The 17,114-nt window shown below is 71.9% G+C and carries 8 protein-coding genes and 1 pseudogene; 6 read left to right on the forward strand and 3 right to left on the reverse strand.

The genetic code is table 11. From position 1 onward, the window contains the following. The 3 genes and pseudogenes from VGS97_RS07170 to VGS97_RS07180 form a co-directional block, all read right to left on the reverse strand. Positions 1 to 1,086: pseudogene (locus tag VGS97_RS07170) on the reverse strand (hypothetical protein); the annotation flags it as partial. Between the two features lie 11 nt (positions 1,087 to 1,097). Further along, entirely contained in the window at positions 1,098 to 4,559 is a 3,462-nt protein-coding gene (locus tag VGS97_RS07175; protein WP_326852455.1) for a hypothetical protein, read from the reverse strand. Beyond that, positions 4,540 to 7,122: a hypothetical protein gene (locus VGS97_RS07180; protein ID WP_326852456.1), complete on the reverse strand. Its 2,583-nt coding sequence runs from the start codon at positions 7,120 to 7,122 to the stop codon at positions 4,540 to 4,542. Before VGS97_RS07180 ends, VGS97_RS07175 begins: the two co-directional genes overlap by 20 nt. Before the next feature lie 204 nt (positions 7,123 to 7,326). On the opposite strand from VGS97_RS07180, the gene VGS97_RS07185 reads away from it, so the two are divergent. The 6 genes from VGS97_RS07185 (at position 7,327) to VGS97_RS07210 (ending at position 17,099) form a co-directional block, all read left to right on the forward strand. After that, positions 7,327 to 9,162: a hypothetical protein gene (locus tag VGS97_RS07185; RefSeq protein WP_326852457.1), complete on the forward strand. Its 1,836-nt coding sequence runs from the start codon at positions 7,327 to 7,329 to the stop codon at positions 9,160 to 9,162. After that, positions 9,162 to 10,277 carry a hypothetical protein gene (locus tag VGS97_RS07190; protein WP_326852458.1) on the forward strand — a complete coding sequence of 372 codons (1,116 nt, stop codon included), beginning with the start codon at positions 9,162 to 9,164 and terminating at the stop codon, positions 10,275 to 10,277. Before VGS97_RS07185 ends, VGS97_RS07190 begins: the two co-directional genes overlap by 1 nt. Before the next feature lie 37 nt (positions 10,278 to 10,314). After that, positions 10,315 to 10,848 carry a hypothetical protein gene (locus tag VGS97_RS07195; RefSeq protein WP_326852459.1) on the forward strand — a complete coding sequence of 178 codons (534 nt, stop codon included), beginning with the start codon at positions 10,315 to 10,317 and terminating at the stop codon, positions 10,846 to 10,848. A gap of 92 nt (positions 10,849 to 10,940) precedes the next feature. Further along, positions 10,941 to 13,343 (forward strand): hsp70 family protein, encoded by a 2,403-nt coding sequence (locus tag VGS97_RS07200; protein ID WP_326852460.1) that lies wholly within the window; start codon positions 10,941 to 10,943, stop codon positions 13,341 to 13,343. Between the two features lie 214 nt (positions 13,344 to 13,557). Continuing rightward, a complete protein-coding gene (locus tag VGS97_RS07205) occupies positions 13,558 to 15,516 on the forward strand; it encodes a dynamin family protein (RefSeq protein WP_326852461.1) in 1,959 nt (652 codons plus the stop codon). Then, a complete protein-coding gene (locus VGS97_RS07210; RefSeq protein ID WP_326852462.1) occupies positions 15,513 to 17,099 on the forward strand; it encodes a dynamin family protein in 1,587 nt (528 codons plus the stop codon). The genes VGS97_RS07205 and VGS97_RS07210 overlap by 4 nt, the downstream gene beginning before the upstream one ends. Positions 17,100 to 17,114: the final 15 nt, after the last annotated feature.

Consider the following 17,114-nt stretch of genomic DNA (forward strand, 5'->3'; position numbering starts at 1 on the left):
GATCCGGTCCTCGGTGAGGGGCACCAGCTCGCCGGACGTCGCGATGCTCTGGAGGCCGAGCCGCACGGCGGGGTCGTTCGCGGCGAGCCAGGCGAATCGCTCCACGATGAAGAGCCGGTCGGCCCACGGCCTCGGCGCGAGTTTCTGCCAGACGCCGCCGGGCTTGACGGCCAGCCGAGGCACTCCCCCAGCCCACGGCACCGGCACGGCGTCGGCGGGAAGAGCGCTCACCGCCAGCTGCGCCGCGCTGATCACGCGCTCGCTCTCCTCGTGCGGCAATTTCAGGCAGACGAGGTGAAGCGCCTTCCACAGTCGGCGGACGTCGTAGAGGTCGCCTGTGGCCGGCAGTTCGCCATGCGGGTGGCAGTAGCGGCCGTAGGCGGGCTGAGCGCGAAGCCCGTCCCACAAGCTTCGCAACGCTGCGGCGGCGGCCGGCTCGGGCGCGGGTTCCGGATCCGGGTCGACGACCGCGACGGGCGGCGCGGGGTCGTTCAACACCGGGTCATTCAACACCGGGTCGTCCAACACTGGGTTATTCAGCGCGGGGTTATTCAGCATGGGGCCATGCAGCACGGGGTCATTCAACACAGCGTCGCCCAGTACAGGGGCACTCGGTACAGGGTCGTTCAGCGCAAGATCATTCAGTACGGGGTCGTTCAGTACAGGGTCATTCGGTCCGATGTTGTTCGGCACGGCGTCACTCGGCGCCGTGCCATGCGGCGGGCTGTCGTCTGTCAGGGCTTCGACTGTCAGAACTTCGTCTGCCGCAACCGGCACCGCGGCGCCCTCCTTTGCCGGAGCCCCCTCGGCCGGAATCACAGTGTCCTGTGTCGACGCTTCCCTGACCTGGGCGCCGGTCTCTTGGCCGCCACCGGCCGATTCCGGATCGCGCGTCCGGTCGTGCAGGCCCATGAGCCGGTCGGCCAGCGCGCGGGCCGCGGGATCCCGGTCGCCGGCGGTCTCCTCGTTGATCAGCCAGATGAACAGTTCCCTGATCCGCTGCCGCAGCCCGGGGGCCAGCCTGCCGCCGCTCAGCGCGGCGAGCAGCAGGTCGTCCAGGGGCGGCGGCGCCGTCGACTGAGCCATGCTGCTTTTCCTCAGTGCCTTCCGTTGAAGGGGTCCCACAGGGGATCGCGTTCGGGGTCGTCGTGCCGCATCGCGCAGCGCAGCACGGCGCCGGGGTGCGCCTCCACGTCGCGCAGCGTGCCGGCCCTCCAGAAGGGCGGGTAGCCGCGGTGCAGGCTCAGCCTGCCGCGCAGATCGAGGGTCGCGGTGTAGCGGGTGGTGTTCCGGTTCCAGGCCGGGACCTGGATCGCGGCGACGTCGACGTCCACGCCCTCAGCCGACCTCAGCACGAGCCAGTAGTCGCGGCCGTCCTTCGGTGCGGGCAGCTCGGGGCAGATTCGGCCCGGGACGGCCACGTCCTCCATGCCCGCGTGCTCGTGCAGGTACTCCGGGAAGTACGCGGCGACCGGACCGTCCGGGGCCGGATCCCAGGCCGGGAAAAGCACCTGTTCACCCGTCGGATTGTCCTCACTGGGCTCACCGACGAGCACCACCGAGGCCGGGAACCTGCGCAGCCGCGACTCGCGCGGGTTCCAGCAGTCGCCGGGCAACACCGGACGCAGTTCGTAGCCGCCGGCCGGATCGACCAGGTAGTGCGGGCGTCCCTGGCTCAGGTGGAGCGTCGGGGTGAGCTTCTCGTCGATTTCGAGCTGGGCGTGCACACGGGCGCCACGGCCCGAGGAGTCCGCGAGCCAGACGGCCGGAACGGGCCGGAATCCGCGCTCGAACTTGGCCTCGCGCTGGAAGTGGTACGTGCCCCAGCACTCGGTCTTGCCCTCGCGGATCGGCCGGTGCACCTCGAAGGAGGGCACCAGCGTCGGCCACGGCTCCCGGTCGGACCACTCGCGCCGCGCCGCCAACCGCCCGTCCCGGTCGACCTCGGCCAGCGGGGTCCCGGCCGACAGCAGCGTGGACTGGTCGTCCTGGTTGCGCAGCAGGACGAACTCGCAGGGCAGCGAGGTGAACACGTCGCCGACGTCCACGGCCAGCACGCTGCGGCCGCGGGACAACTGGTCCCACTCGCCCTCCAGCCCCCTGCGCCGCCGGGACTGCACGTAGGCCCACGCGGCACCGATCGAGGCGGCCTGCTTGGCGTATTCGCGCTCGACGCTGACCGCGCCGGGATCCCAGGGCATGCCGCCCTCGGCGGCGTCGACCGCGAACTGCCGGCTGATCGCCTCCGCGACCAGGGGCATCCGGCTGGTCTTGCCGGAGAGCATCACCCGGTCGAGCCGCTCGCGCGACCCGGCCGGGAAGGAGCGGCGCACCAGCCAGCGGGCCAGCCCGGCCGCTTGGTCGAGCACCGGGCTCATGAGCGCGGCGAAGTCGGCGCGCGACAGCACGATCCCCTCCGGCGCGATCAGTGCACTGTCACGACCGAGCGGGTTCAGCACCTCGGCGACCAGTTCGCGGTCGAGCACGACCGCGCCCTCCGCGCCGTCGTCCCCGCCATCCGTGCTGTCCTGCGCGTCCTGCGGCGCGGCGAGCCTGACCTTGATGTCCTCTGCCAGGCCCCACAGCGCCCAGAACGCCTGCCTCGCCTTGTCGTCGCCCGCGCCCCCCTTTCCCCAGCGCGTGGGCATCAGGGCGTGCAGGATCGGGGCGATCCGCGCGGGCACCGGCGTCTCGGCGCCGTTCGCCACCACCATGGCCGCCAGCCGTGGCACGGTCCCGTCGCCCGCTCCCGTCTCCTGCCCCGCGCGGTCGAGCAGTTCCTTCCGGGCGGCCACGTGGTCTTGGCCGAACAGCAACGCGTCGGCGATCGCGGCCTTGAGCCAGTAGAAGACCCGCAGCGTCAGGTAGTTCCCGCCGAGCTGCGGATGGCCGGTGGAATTGACCACCTGCGGCGAGATGGCGTAGTACCTGCCGAGCACGGAGTCAGCGGGGGCCGGTTTCGCGCCCTGCCCCGGCACCGGCGGCGGCGCGGCGACGGACGCCTCACGCAGCGTCAACCTGACCAGCGCGATGTCGGTGGTGCCGGCGCCGATGTCGACCACCAGCATGTTCTGGCTCCAGGCCGGGTGGCCGCCGGGCACCCGGCGCGAGCGGGCGCGCAGCGCCTCGGCGCCGAACTCCGCACGGTTGCCGCCGAAGTCGCGCATCAGGAAGTAGAGCGCGGCGGCCACCGCCTCGTCGTACTGCACGAACGGCTGCGGGATGTCGAGCGTGCGGCTCATGATGCGGGTCAGCCGCTCACGGCTGGCGGGCGGCGTGATCGTCGGGAACGTCACGACCAGTTCGGCCAGCGCCCACGCCTCGTCGTCGTCGGACAGGCGCAGCGAGTCCTCGGTCAGGCCGATCAGCTTGTTGTACACGTGCGCGATCAGGTCGTCCGTGGTCGCGTCCTTGCCGTCGATCCCGCGGCGGCCGTCGCCGAGCGGCTCGGGCCTGAACAGCTTGGCCTTGACGTCGTGCAGGTTGTTCGCGCCCTGCGCCGCGAGCTCGATCTGGATCGGGTCGTCCTTGATCACGGCGACCGAGGTCGGCAACTCGTGCTTCTTGCCGGCGACGTCGAGGAGCACCGACCGCAGCGAGAGGGTGTCGAGCGGCGGGACCGAGAACGCCTCGTCGTAACAGTCCAGCAGCCGTGGTGCCAGCCAGGACTTCAGCGCGGCGTCCGCCTCGCTCAGCCGCGCCTCCAGTTCGGCGCACACCGTGTCGAGCAACGGGTCCGACTGCCCGTCAGCGGCGGCGGCCGGGGAGCGCAGCCCGGCGAACAGCGCCATGACCGAAGGCTCGAAGTCCGGCGTGACGGCGGTGACCGCGTCGGCCAGGTCGAGGACACACTTGTTCCAAGCGGACGCGAGGTGCGCCGGTGCGCCGGTCTCGAACAGGGCGGCGAGTTTGGCGCGCAGCCGGGCCGCCTGCCCCGGATCCATGTCCCGGCGCACCCGCGACCTGGTGTCGTACACGGTCACCGTCGAGGAGGAGGTGCCGAAGTCGACGGCGGCGAAGTTGGCGAAACGGCGGCGGGTCCCGATGCTGCGGATCGGTGCGGGAACGCCCTCGCGTTCGGCGTCGGGGTCGAGCATCGCGCGCCGGGGCGGGGGCCGCAGTCCGGGGCGCGCGAACTCAAGGCTCGTCTTGCGCGACGGGTACGCCTGGACGCCGTTCGCGTCGGTGTACGAGTAGCGCCATTCGACCTCGATGACGAGCGCCTCGTCCGGTCCGGCTGGGCGGGCCGCTTCGACCAGCCGCGCGGGCACGGCGCAGTCACGGGCCAACACGTGCCGGGCCGGGACGTGTTCGAGACCACGGCCCGTGCCCGGCGCCCACACCCGCCGGATCTCCTCGCACAGGCGCGGCGCGCCGATCCGTCCGGCCGAGACCTCGGCGATCACGACCTCCCCGACCTGCACGGACGCCGTGCCCACTTCGGTGGTGAGCACGACGTCGGGCAGCGGGTACGACTCGCCATTCTGATAGAGGACGTAGCGATACGCGCCGCGCGGGTCGACGTGCGGATCGGCCGCCTCAAATGCCAGGTCGAGCATTGCGTGCCCTCCATTCGCGCAGCAGTGAGCGCAGCGGCGAGCCCGCGGGCCGCGGGCCCCCGCCGCCGCCGGGATCCGCGGCGGCCTCGCCCGGGTCCTCGGGCGGCAGCGGGAACATCTCGCGCACCTGCTCGGGCTTGGGGATGTAGTCGTAGAACCTCTGCAACGCGCCGCCGAACTCGGCGGCGAACGCGGCGATGTCCGAAGTGAGCGTGCGCGACACCGCGTACGAGCCCGCCGTCGCCAACTCGCGCTGGGTCCGGAACACGTGGCTCTGGTGGCGCAGCCAGGCGTGCTCGGGGTCGCTGTTGCCGTCGTACATCGCCGGATGCCAGGGCAGCGCCCGATCACGGCGCAGCGGGAACACGGCGGCGATCTGGTCCTGGCCGATCGCACCCGGCAGCGTCTTGTCGAGCCGCTGGCGGGCCCAGCCGAAATCCACCAGGGCACGCAGGGCGCCCGCCCAGTTGACCAGCGGGCCGCCCGCCGCAGCGAGCCGGCTGCGCCCCGCCGCGAACAGACTCGCCACCTGCGGATCGTCGAGGCGGTCGCGCAACGCGGCGCAGTCGTCCTCCTGACGGCGGGTCCACTCGGCCACGGCGAACTTGAGGTCGGCGCGCGCCTGTTCGACAGCGGCCGAATACGCGGTGCTGAACCGCCCGAAGAGGGCCTCCGTCGTGTCGCTGCTCGTCGTGTCGTCCAACTGGCCGAACACATCCGTGATCCAGCCGAGCGAATCGTTCGAGGACTGCGCGGCGGTCCACGGAATCACGCCGCGGTCGGCGCGCTGGATCAGGTTGTGCCATTCCTGCCACGTCATCACCTCGGTGACGCAGCCCGACCTGGCGGACTCGATCACCGGGGCCCCGGCCGCGGCCAGCCGCAGCGGCTCGCGGAAGATCGCGGCGTTCTCGGTGAGCGCGGCGTGCCAGCGGCGGAACTCGTCGCAGAGCTGGTCGATCAGGATGCGGTCGCGCGCGGCCTCGTCCGCGCCGGTCTCTTCAGGCGGCAGCAGGGACTCGACCTGTTCGAGCGCCTCCTCAAGCCGCCGCCGCTTGGTGCGCAGCGCGTCGATCTTGTTGGCCAGGCCGTGCGCGCGGGCGTGGCTGCGGATGAGCTCGCGCAGCGACGCGATCCCGCCGTCGTCGGCGAAGGCGGCGAGGGACGCGGCCCATGGATTGCCGGGCTCGCCCGCTTCGAGGCGCCGCCCGATCCGGCCCCACTGCCACTGCCGATCGGCGGCACTCTGCCGAGCCTGCTCGAAGACCGTGCGCTGATGCTCGCTGAAGTCGGTCGGATAGCCGTACTTCCCCACCGCGACCACCGAGGAGACCAGCCGGATGCGGGAGTCCTGGTGCTGGATCAGCTCCGATGCGTTGACCGCCAGGTCCGCGAACCGCTGCGAGCCGTGCTTCACGTCGTCGAGGGTCAGCGGCGCGTCGTGCGAGAACTCGGGGGCCGGGATCACGTCGAAGGCGTTGCCCACCGCGATGATGTAGTCGCGCAGCCGGCCGGCGTCGTGGCCGTGGCTCTCCAGCATGCTGAAGAAGGTGTGCGGCACGTTGTTGCCGGGCTTGGCCGACCCGAAGACCGTGATGATGGTGTGCACCCTGCCGAGTTCGGTGCGACTCAGGAAGCGGTCGCGCCGGTCGGAGCGCGTCGAGGTCAGCCCGGGGAAGTCCAGCAGCACGATGCCGTTGCGCCCGGTCAGGCCGTCGAGGCGCCAGCACTGCGGGTCCACCTGGACGGTGTACGACACCCGCCGGATGAGCGGGAAAGTCCTGGCCAGCGCGGCGGAGTCGCGCGGGACGTCGTCCAGTTCCAGCCCCGGGCGCACGTCGCGCCGCGGGAACGACCGGGGCACCGCGTCGAGCGAGCCGAGGTCGAGCGCGGCGCGCACCACCTTGTCCGCGACGTCCACCCGGCCGCCGAGCACCGCGGCGGCGCTGAGGTGGGCGTCGCGCAGGGCGAGCAGCTCGGCGGCGATCTTGCGCGGTTCGAGGCTGCCGGGCTCGTCCGGCGCCGGCCAGAGCACGCGCTGGCACCACTGCTCCACCGCGTCCCAGCCCTCGCGCACCGGATCGCGGTCGAGTATGGCGGTGACGTCGGTGCCGTGCCTGACTTCCAGCGTCTTGGCGGCCAGCTCCTGGCACATGAAAACCGCGCAGTCCGCGAGTTCGTCCAGGGTCAGGTAGTGCACGGTCGCGCGGTCGGCCTTCCGCGTCGGCGTGCCCGGCGTGCCCGGCTCCAGATAGAGCGCGGTGATGTTGCCCGTGGTGGCACGCTCCTCGACCGGCAGCAGGTCGGGGCGGCCGAGCAGGGTGCCGACCAGCATCGACTTGCCGACGCCGAACTCGCCGACGATGCCGATGGCGATCCGGTCCCTGGCCTCCCGGTCCAGTTCGGCGGCGAGCCGCGCGGCCTTGTCGCGCAGCCTGCCGATCTCAGGCCGCTGCGGCGCCGGCTCCGCGAGCAGCGCCTGGTGCGCATCCTGCGCATCGGCGCCGATGCGGTCCACCACATCGTCAGGGTGTTCCGAAGTAGCGTCAGCCGCCTCGGTCATCTGCCACGTCCCCCCTTCTGCGCGGAGCGTGACGCCCGTGGCCGTCGCACGCCGTCACCGCCGCCGCCTCCATCCGATTCTCAGCGGGTCCCGCGCCGCGGAAATCGGCTTTTGACGGTTTCTCGGCGAATGGCCGGTGCTGTACTGAGGGCACCGCCTCACGTGGCGGCCATGGGTGGGGAAGCGCGTGAAAAGGGGTGGGCGATGGCGGTCGCGGCCGACGGGAAGGTGACTGCGCAGCCGGCCTGGGACCGGGCGGCCGACGAGGCCGGCGGCGCGATCAGGACCCTGGCCGGAGAGAGCGGGCTCGACCAGCGGTACCGGCGCAGGCTGTACGCCCTGGCCGACGTGCTCGACGGCGGGGCCAAACGCGGCAGCACGACAGGCGGCGCCACGGCGAACGGCACCGATCCCCACGAAGCGGAGGGCTGGGCCGAGCTCGATCTGGCGGCGGCCATCGGGCCGCCGGTCGCGGCCGCGTCCGAGCCCCGGCGGCCCCGGCTGCGCGCATTCGTCGACGCGGCTCCGTCGGTGCTGGTCTTCCTGCCGATCGTGCTGACCTGGCTCGGCCTGGCCGCGGCCGTCCACGCATACCAGAGTCTTGAGTCGGATGCCACACGGCGGGCCGCCTTCGCGGGCCGCAGCTTCCTCGAACTGTGGCAGGAGGGTTTCGGCGGACGGCTGCCGGCGCCGCTGGACTTCGGCTGGGTCGCGATGTACACGGCAGGCGTCATCGGGACGCTGATCTTCGCCACGATCGGCGGATCATGGCTGCGGCGGCAGGACGAGAAGGCCGAGGCCGCCGCGCTCGCTTCGGTGCGCGGCGCGCTTCCCGCGGCGCTGTTCGAGGCGCAGCTCGTGCTGAACCGGCGCCGCCTGGCGTCTCCGGCGCGGTTCGCCGCGGAACTGTCGCGGGCCGCCGACCGGCTCGCCGGGCTGATCGAGCACACCGAGCGCGTCCACGGCGAGGCGAAGCGGCTCAGCGAGCTCAACATCCGGACCTCGGGCCAGATCGCCACCGCGGCTCAGCAGCTGGGTGCGGCGGTCGGCACCCTCGACGCGTCCGCGCGCGACGTCGGGCGGGCCACCACGGTCATCGCGGACGCGAGCGAACTGCTGCGACGTCAGATCGCCGACGGCGTCAGCAACGCCGCGCAGCGGCTGGACACCGCGTCCACAGAAGCCGCCGAACGGCTGGACAACGCCTCCGCCGCGGCCGCGGCCCGGGTGCGCTCGCTCCAGGAGACGGGCGAGGCCACGCTCGACGGCGTCACCGAGCGCTTCGAGTCCTCGTTGACCACCGTCAGCGCACAGGTCGACAGGGCGACCACGGCGCTGCGCGACACCGCGCAGCGGCATGCGGACGCGGTCGACGAGGCGTCCGGGCGTGCGGCGACTCGGATCGGCGGGACCTACGAGGCGGCGGTGGAGGCCGCGGCGGTCTCCCTGGCCAGTCAGATGGTGCAGGCCGGGAGCGAGCTGCGCGCGCTGCTCGACGAGGTCGGGGAGGCGGCGCGGGAACACACCGCGGCGGCGGAGCGGACCGAGCGCTCGGCCTCGTCCCACACGCGGGTCGTCGAGGCCGCCGGGCTCGCCATGGCCGAGACTCTCGAAGAGCTTCGCAGCACCCTGAGGGAACACGCGCGGCAACTCCAGGCGCTGGGCGACCGGATGGCGGCGGCCACGGCGGACCTGCGGCCGGTCGTGATCGAAAGCCCGCGAGCCGGCGCCAAGCACGACACTGGGCGCGATGGCACTGGGCGCGATGACGCTGAGCAAGGTGACGCCGGACAGGGCAAGACTCGGCAGGACGACGCTGTACAAGCGGATGCATGGCACGTAGACCCGGGACCAGTAGACACAGTGCCCGTAGACACAGTGCTCACAGACTCTGGGCCTATAGACACGGTGCCGATAGACACAGAGCCGATAGACACAGAGCACCCAGACCTAGGGCTGCCAGCGGACGAGCCGTCGGACGACGGGCGCAACTCCGCGGCGGAGCAGGAGCCTGACTTGTTCGTCGAGGAGGCCGGCTAATGGCAGCGTTCGTCATCATTCTCGCGGCCGTGGTGGTGGTTCTGGCGGCACAGGTGGCGTGGTTTGTGAAGCACCCGCGGGTCGTCGAAGTGCCCGTCTCCGTGCCCATCTCTGTGCCTGTCGCCGCCCCTAAGCAGCCCGCGGCGCCGTTACCCGGACCGAGCGCGCCGACGCAGCCGCAGCCGAGCGTCCGCGTGGTCACCAAGTACCTGCGCGAGCCGGAACCGGAGATTCCCGCGCACGGCAGCGAGCACCTGACCGAGCCGCAGGCCCTGCCGGACCCGCCGCTCGGGCTGCCCGACAGCACCGTGGACGGCGTCCGGCTCGGCACGCTGAGCGTCCGGGCCGCCGCGGTGCGCGGCGAGGTCGGCCGCCGCGACGGACGCCTGCGCAGGCAGGTCGCCGAGATCGCGATCCTGGACACGTTCAACCCGCCGGTGCTGCTGTCCGCGGTAGCGGCGGGCCGTCCCACCGCCCGATACTCGCAACTCGGCGCGGTTCACGCGATCCGCGCCGTCTACAACCGGCTGACCGATCGCAGTGCGCTCATCGACCAGGCGTGGCGCGAGACCGTCGACGGCGACGAGGACGGCGAGTCGGCCGCCTTCCTGGCGGGACAGCTGCGCGCGGTCACCGCGGCGCTCACCGAACCGCTGGCCGAGGCCGCCCGCCGCCGCGACCAGCCGCCCGAGGCGGTGGCCACCCAGCTCACCTGCCTGCTCAGCCGGATCGGAGACACCGTCGGAGACACCCGGCGACGCGCCCATCTGGCGTTCGGGGTCGGCGGCGGCCCGGTGCTGTCGATACGGTCGGGCTCCGGCTGGAGCGCGATCGAGCGCGGCGGCACGGGGCAACCCGCCGGGCACCGCTACCTCCCGTTCGATCACGCGGACACCTGGTTGCGGCATTTCGCCACCGATCCCGGCGATCTGCTCGTCGTGTGCAGCGCGACGAGCGACGGACCGATCCGCCGCCGGTCGGACCGGCTGAGCCGCGATTGGGCGCAGGCGCCGAGCTTCGCCGGGTTCCTTCACCAGGTCGGCCTGCCTGACGACGTGTCACGCGACGACCGGGCCGTGGTGTGCCTGTGGGAAGCGGCGCCGCGCGATGAATGACCGCGCGCCAAATAATCGTGCGGTGAACGACGGCACGATGAGTGACGACGTTTCGACCAGGCCGCGCCGCAGGGGCGTGGTGCACCTGGCCGGCTGGCTCTTCGCCGACCTGATGCTTGTCCTGTTCGTGACCTCCTTCTCCTCGATCGTGCTGGCCGCCCCGGCACATCCGGTCCCCCCGACACGGTCCGCGACGCCGTCGCCCTCGCCCTCCAAATCGCTGATGCCGCAAAAGCCGGTGCTCGTGCTGAATCCGCAGCCGTTCTACATCAACGTGGACGCGGCGGCCCTGGCGGCGAACGTGGTGACGGGGCAGGTGGCACAGAACATCATCGACCAGATGAACAGCCAGCTCGACGCACGCGGCTTTCGGAACGCGAAGGCCGGTCTGATCGAAACCTTCGGCTACACCCCCAGCCAGGGCTCCGCGAGCAGAGGCCAGGCGGAGGCCGCCAGCATCAACAAGATCATCACCGGCGGCATCCCGTCCCTCGCCGGCGCGCTGACCCAGCCCTACTGGGGCGGCGGGGACGACAACAAGGCAGAGGTCGAAGTCTTCTTCTTCGAGTAATCCACCCGATCCCGTCGTTTGATGAGGTTCGTCGTCTGCGACGGCCGCACACTCAGGCCTGACCCCTGGCGAGCACCGACCGGAGCGTGGCGATGAACGACGCGATCCTGGCAATCGACTTCGGCACCTCGACCTCGTCGGCCGCCGTCGTGGCGGACGACGAGGTCCAGCAGATCAGGGAACCCTGGAGCGGTTCCCCGTCCTGGCCGTCCGCCGTCTATCTCGACGGCGACACGCTGCTGGTCGGCACCCCGGCGGAGCGGCACAAGCGCGTCTCGCCGCTCAACTACCGGGCGCAGTTCAAACGGGATCTCGACCGGCAGCCCGGCATCGTGCTCGGCGACCCGGAGTCAGCCCGCAGCTTCACCCCGCAGGAACTGGTCGCCGAGATGCTGCGGGCACTGCGCGCCGAGGCCGAACAGCGGCACGGCCGGGGCCGGATCACCCGCGCGGTGCTGACCGTGCCCACCAGCTACGGCCCACAGTCCGCGCGCCGCCGGCTCATGATCGAGGCGGGCGTCGCGGCCGGGTTCGAGGCGGTGGAGCTGATCTACGAGCCGGTGGCCGCCGCCATGCACCGCCCGGCGGGCGAGCCGTTCGCCCCGGGCAGCCTGTTCCTGGTCTACGACTTCGGCGGCGGCACGTTCGACGCGGCACTCGTGCGCGGCACGGGGCCCGGACAGATCCACGACGTGCTCGGGCGCCGGACCCTGGACGAGTGCGGCGGCGCCGACATCGACGCGAGCGTCGTGCGGTGGCTGCGCGAGAACGCCGGCGCCGAACTGGCCGCGAAGCTCGACGGCCGGCAGCCCGACGGCAGCAGCGACCCGCTGGCGGCCCACCGCGCGAACGTCCAGCTCGACACGGTAGCCACCGCCCTGAAACACCAGCTCAGCGACCGGCCGAGGGCGGTGGAGCTGTTCGACCAGATGCTGGAGCTCTCGCTCGACCTGGGCACCTTCACCAAGCTCGCGGAGCCCACGGTGGACCGCACCGTGCGGTGCTGCACCGAACTGCTCGACGCCGCGGACGTGCCGGCCGGGCGGCTCGCCGGCATTCTGCTGGTCGGAGGCAGCAGCCGGATGCCGATGGTCGCGACCGCCCTCGAAGAGGCGTTCCGCTGCCCGGTACGCCGCGCCAGCGACCCCGAGAACGCGGTGCTGCTCGGGGCCGCGCAGTTCGCCCGGCTCGCCGGGCAGCGTTTCACCGTGCAGATCCCGGACGAACCCGCCGAACAGGCCCTGCGCTGGACAGTGCCCGGAGACACCGCGGAGCTGCTGCGCTGGCGCGTCGGCCTCGGCGAGGCGTACCCGGCCGGGGCCGAGCTGGCCGAGGCGAGGCTCGAATCGGGCGCCATATTCAGCCTGCGCAGCCGCGAGAGCGGCACGGTCCGCGCGTTGCACGCCGAGCCGGGCGCGCAGTTCGTCAGCGGCGACTGGCTGTTGACGGCCGACCGCACGTTCCGGCCCTGGCGCACCGGCCTGCACACCGTGTTCGGGCCGCCCGCGGTCCTGGGCGGGACGGTGTTCGCGTGCTGCCGCAACGGCCGGCTGGACGCGCGAGCCGTGCCCACGGGAGCGCCGCGCTGGCGCCGTGAGCTCGGCGTGGAGATCGCCGTCGCACCGACCGCCGTCGACGGGTGCGTATATATCGGCGCAAAGGACGGCCAGTTCCACGCCTTCGACGCGGCGACAGGGCAGCCGCGCTGGCGGCATCCGTACCAGACCGGCGACGCGATCTCCACCGCCGCGGACTGCGCGGGAAGCCTCGTCTGCTTCACAGCCAACGAATATGTGCACGTGCTGGACGCCGCGACCGGTGAACGCCGTCACCTCGTCCACGTGCGCCAACGGGTGAGCACCACCGCGGCCTTCGGCTCGAATCTGTATGTCGCGTGCGTGGACGGCATGCTGCTCTCCGTCGACCTTTGGTCCGGACAGGTGGGCTGGCAGGCTCAGGAGAAGACGCTCGGCGCGCCGCTGGTCGCCGGCGGCGCGGTGCTCGCCTGCTTCGACGACGGCACGCTGCGTCTTCTGGGCTCCGACGACGGCGGGCAGCGCTGGTCGGCGCCGTACGAGGTGAAGGCGAACCGGCCCCGCGCGGCGAGATACGTGCCGTATCCGCGGCCTGATCCTCCCGCGCTCGCCCATGATGTCTCGCCCGCCCACGCGTCGACCGTCTGTCTGGGCACAGGTGACGGCGCGGTGATCGCGTTCGACTTGGGGACCGGCGCGGAGCGGTGGCGCCGACAGGTGGTCAGATCTCCGATCCGCGGGCTGTCGGCGCATGGCGGGGTGATCTACGCCGCATCGGCCGACCGCGTTTTCGCGATGGCCGCCACGGAGCAGTCACCAATCGCGTCGTTCGGCACAGGCGGGAAGCTCCGCGGGAATCCGGTGGTGGACGGCGGCGTCGTCTACGTGTCCGTCGACGGCTTCCTCTACGCGCTCGAAGCCAAGACGTTGCAGGGCCCGGGCCCGGGGAGCGGTGCTTGAGCTGTGGGGCCGAGGTCGCGGCGCCTGTCACACACGCTCGCCGCGTTGTCGTGCCCCCGGTGCCGCCAGGCACCTTTCGCACACGGCCGGACCCCCAGTCCGAGCACGACGCTTCGCCTTGCGAGCGCACACGCCGGACACCGCGCCCTGATCCGGCCCCACAGCTCGAACACCCCCTGGCATGAACTGGCCCAACCGAGCGGAGGTACACGCGATGTCCGCCTACGACGCGCTGCGCCAGGAGGCGTTGTCGTTGTTCGGCGAGCTGGCTGCGGCCGCCGAACAATCCGCCGCCGCCAAGACCCGCCGCCGTCTGGAAGACGCCCGCAGGCAGCTGGCGGACGCCAGGCTGATGGTGGTGGTCTGCGGGGAGTTCAAGCGCGGCAAGTCCAGTCTCCTCAACGCCCTGCTCGAAGAGTCCGGCCTGTTCCCCGTGGACAACTACTACGCGACCAGCCTCACCACCTCGGTCATGTACGGACCCGAGGAGGACATCACGGTCCGGCTCGCCGATCCCGAGGCCCCCGACGAGGTGGAGGAGCGGCACGTCGAACGCGCCGACCTGGCGCAGTACGTCACCGAGAGCGGCAATCCGGACAACGCCAAGAACGTGCAGCACGTCTCGATCGAGCTGCCGAACCCGCGGCTCGCCTCGGGCCTGATGCTCGTCGACACCCCGGGCTTCGGCGGCACGTTCGCCGCGCACACCGCGGCCACGCGCGCCATCCTGCCCGGCGCGCACGCGATCGTCTTCGTCGTCGACAAGGAGCCGATGAACGAGAGCGAGCGGCGGTTCCTGCGCGAAGCGGCGCGGGCGGCCGGGGCGGGCCGGGACGGGGACGCGCTGATCTGCGTGCTGACGAAGATCGACCTGTTGAGCGACACCGCCGAGATCATCGCGAACACGCGCGCGAAACTCGCCGCGGACACCGGCCTGCCCGAGGACCGGGTGACGCTGGTGCCGGTGTCCAGCAGGGCGAAGCTCGACTACGTCGCCGGCGGCGACGAGGAGGACCTGCGCGACAGCAACTTCGCCGAACTGGAGCGGGTGCTGTGGAGCACGCTGGCCCGGCGCCAGGCCCGGGTGCTGCTCAGCGCGGCGCTCACCGATCTGGACCTGTCGGCGCGCGCGCTGCTGGAACCGCTCGAAGCCGAGGACGAGGCGCTGCGCGCCCGCCTGACGGACGACGCCCCCGGCCTGGAGTCCGCGCTCGCCGGCCGGCGCGACCGGGTGTCCGAGCTGGAGACCGGCGATCCCGGGTGGCGCGACAACCTGTACAACCAGGTGCTCAGCCTCGCCACCAAGGTCCAGGAGACGGCGCTTTTCGGCATCGACGCGGTCTGGAAGCGGCTGGACGAGAAGTACCTCGACGACGACGAACTGCTCGACGACCCGGTCCGACTGGTCGGCCTGCTGCGCGAGGACCTGGTCGGCGAGCTGGCCAAGGCCAAGCGGGAACTCGACGAGGGCGCCGCCGGGCTCCAGCGCAGGTTCGCACGGATCAACGCGGTGGACTCCGACCTGCCCGGGATCAGGGCGCTGCCCGACCCGCCGGTGCCGGAGGTGCCCGCGCTGCCCAGGCCGCGCGCTGCCGATCAGCCCTCGGAGATCGTCAGGGTGTGGAAGAGCAAGAAGACCGGCGCCAGGATCGGCATGAGCATCGGAATGGCCGCCGGGCGCACCGTGTTCACGGTCACTCTGCCCATTCCGGGAGCGGGCAGCTGGCTCGGCATGGGCATCGGCGGCGCGTTGGGCGGCCTGGTCGGCAGCGCCGTCGACCTGGTGGCGGCGGCCCGGACGGTCACCCGCGAAATGAAGCAGAACGAGCTGCGCAAGGCGCTGAAACCCTGGTACACGCGGCAGCGCAACGAGATCAAGGACTGCGTCCACAGCTCGTGGCAGGAGTTCGCCACCGCCATCGCCGCCGAGGTCGACAGCCGGCTGGCCCAGGCGCTCGACAGCGCGCAGGACGCGGCCCGCCGGGTTGACCTGGCAGGCCGGTGCACGGCGGACGAGGCCCGGACCCGGCAGGCCGAACTGGTCGTCGAACGCACCCCGATCGATCGGGCGCTCGGGCAGATCGCCGGCCTGGTTCAGGCGGTCGGGGAGTTCGCGCCGCCCCGCCGGGTCGATGAAGACGAATCGGCACAGCGGGAGGAGCGGAAGCCATGACCGACGGACCGGGTACCCTGCGGGACCGGGTGGACGCCGCCCTCGGGCAGGCGATCGCGTACCTCCCCCGGGACAAGACCGTCGCCGACCTGCGGCACCTGCTGGAGGATCACCGGCGGCGCTTCCCCGCCCCGATGCGCGTCGCCTTGGTGGGAAGGGTCAGCGCGGGCAAGTCGACTCTGGCCAACGCGCTGCTCGGCGGGCGGTTCGCGGCGACCGGGCGGACCGAGCTGACCTACAACGTCAACTGGTTCCGCAACGCCGCGACCGCGGAGCTGACGATCCATTACAAGGCGGGCGGCGCGGAGCGCGTCGCGCAGCCCACCGTCGAGGCGCTCATCGCGCGCACCGCCCGCGGCCGGGACGGCGACCCGCGTTTCCTCGCCACGATCGACTATTTGGAATTCGCACACCCCAACGCGCGCCTGAAGGCGTTCGACCTGATCGACACGCCGGGCCTCGAATCCGTGTACGTCGCCGACTCGGCGAACGCCCTGCGCTTCCTGGGCCTGGACGAGGAGGGCGTGCGGGTGACGAACGCGCAGCACACGGAGCGGGCCAACGCCGTGGTGCATGTGCTGCCCAAACCGTCGAGCGCCCGGGAATACGCGCTGCTCGGCGACTTTCTGAGCGCCGCACCGGGCAAGACGACTCCCGTGAAAGCCGTCGGCGCGCTGACCAAGATCGAGGACGAATGGAGCCCGGATCAGTGTGATGTGATGGCCGCGGGCCGGGTCCTGGCCAAACGGCTGATGGACGGCGGCATGAACCGCAAGCTGTACGACCTTCGCCCGGTGGCGGGGCTCGTGGGACAGGCCGCCGCGACGCTGACCACCGAGGAATTCGACGACCTGTGTGCGCTGGCGCTGCGCGCGGACCCGGCGACCCTCGTGCGGCAGGTCAAGTACGGCAACAGGTTCGGCCGGGCCGACAGCCGCGAACTGCCGGTTCCCCCGCAGCGGCGCGGCTCCCTGTTCGACCGGCTGGGCGCGTTCGGGATCACGCTGTCCTGCGACCTGATCCGCGGCGGCGTGGCGGATCGGGACACCCTGTGCGGGGAGCTGTTCGAACGCAGCGGGCTCGCCGCGTTCCACCGGCTGCTCGTGGACCACTTCGGCGCCCGTGCCGACCTCATCAAGCTCCAGGACGTGATCGCCGACGTCGAAGCGCAAGCGGAGAAGTCGGTCGCCGCGCTACGCGGCCCGGCCGGAGCGCGCACGCGCATCGCGGTCGAACGTGCCCGGGCCGAGATGATCCAGATGGCGTACCGGGAACGCGGTCTCGACGAACTCGACGTGGTGCACAAGTACTACGCGGGTGAACTGTCCTTCAGCGAGACCGACGCGCAGGAAGCACTGCGCATCGTCGGCGAGCACGGCACATCGCCACGGCAGCGCCTCGGTCTGCCGCCCATCGCGTCGACCGCCGAGCTCATCGCGAGCGCGCACCGGGCCAGACGCCACTGGGCGATGCTCATCGACTCCCCCGACGGCCGCGGCGGCGCGACCGGCGGCGCGTGCCGGGTCGTCCAGCGCAGCCTCGACGCGCTCATCGAAGAGCTGAGTCCATCCGTGTCGAGATAGTGGCGTCGAGCCAGC

The organism is Actinocrinis sp. (genome assembly GCF_035946395.1).
GTDB lineage: Bacteria > Actinomycetota > Actinomycetes > Streptomycetales > Catenulisporaceae > Actinocrinis.

Coding starts and splice junctions, on each gene's coding strand:
- VGS97_RS07180 (WP_326852456.1), bottom strand. CDS start 7,122: ATGACCGAGGCGGCTGACGCTACTTCGGAACACCCTGACGATGTGGTG.
- VGS97_RS07200 (WP_326852460.1), top strand. CDS start 10,941: ATGAACGACGCGATCCTGGCAATCGACTTCGGCACCTCGACCTCGTCG.
- VGS97_RS07195 (WP_326852459.1), top strand. CDS start 10,315: ATGAGTGACGACGTTTCGACCAGGCCGCGCCGCAGGGGCGTGGTGCAC.
- VGS97_RS07190 (WP_326852458.1), top strand. CDS start 9,162: ATGGCAGCGTTCGTCATCATTCTCGCGGCCGTGGTGGTGGTTCTGGCG.
- VGS97_RS07210 (WP_326852462.1), top strand. CDS start 15,513: ATGACCGACGGACCGGGTACCCTGCGGGACCGGGTGGACGCCGCCCTC.
- VGS97_RS07205 (WP_326852461.1), top strand. CDS start 13,558: ATGTCCGCCTACGACGCGCTGCGCCAGGAGGCGTTGTCGTTGTTCGGC.
- VGS97_RS07185 (WP_326852457.1), top strand. CDS start 7,327: ATGGCGGTCGCGGCCGACGGGAAGGTGACTGCGCAGCCGGCCTGGGAC.
- VGS97_RS07175 (WP_326852455.1), bottom strand. CDS start 4,559: ATGCTCGACCTGGCATTTGAGGCGGCCGATCCGCACGTCGACCCGCGC.